This is a genomic window from Staphylococcus sp. EG-SA-15 (assembly GCF_017151895.1).
Lineage (GTDB): Bacteria > Bacillota > Bacilli > Staphylococcales > Staphylococcaceae > Staphylococcus > Staphylococcus aureus.
In genome coordinates this window covers 1-569 of record NZ_JACVZN010000069.1, presented here as the reverse complement: position 1 = coordinate 569, position 569 = coordinate 1, and the positions used below count along the sequence as shown (strand labels likewise).

General features: G+C 42.2%; 1 protein-coding gene. It reads right to left on the bottom strand.

The features are described from left to right. The coding region (locus IDG64_RS14345) for an SdrD B-like domain-containing protein (RefSeq protein WP_206171354.1) at positions 1 to 569 on the bottom strand (569 nt) is incomplete at both ends.

Here is a 569-nt window from a genome sequence, read left to right as displayed (position 1 = left end):
GAGTCTGAATCGCTGTCTGAGTCTGAGTCGCTATCCGAGTCTGAGTCGCTGTCTGAATCGCTATCTGAATCTGAATCACTGTCTGAGTCTGAGTCGCTGTCTGAATCTGAATCGCTATCTGAGTCTGAGTCACTATCTGAATCTGAATCGCTGTCTGAATCTGAGTCGCTATCTGAGTCTGAGTCACTATCTGAATCTGAGTCGCTGTCTGAGTCTGAGTCGCTATCTGAATCTGAGTCGCTGTCTGAGTCTGAGTCACTATCTGAGTCTGAATCACTGTCTGAATCTGAGTCGCTATCTGAGTCTGAATCGCTGTCCGAATCGGAGTCGCTATCTGATGTTTCTTCTTCGTAGTATCCGTTATCAAGTGTGAAATCATCATGATCCGTAATTGTTACGTCAACTTCGCCACCATCTGCATCTTTATCATCTTCAGTTGTATTTGTAACTGTTTGTGTTAAGCCAGCAGGCTTTTCAAAAATAACTTTGTATTTACCGCTATCTAAATTATCGAAACGATATTTACCATTTTCATCTGTTTTAGTTGTTCCAATTACTTCGCCTTTTTC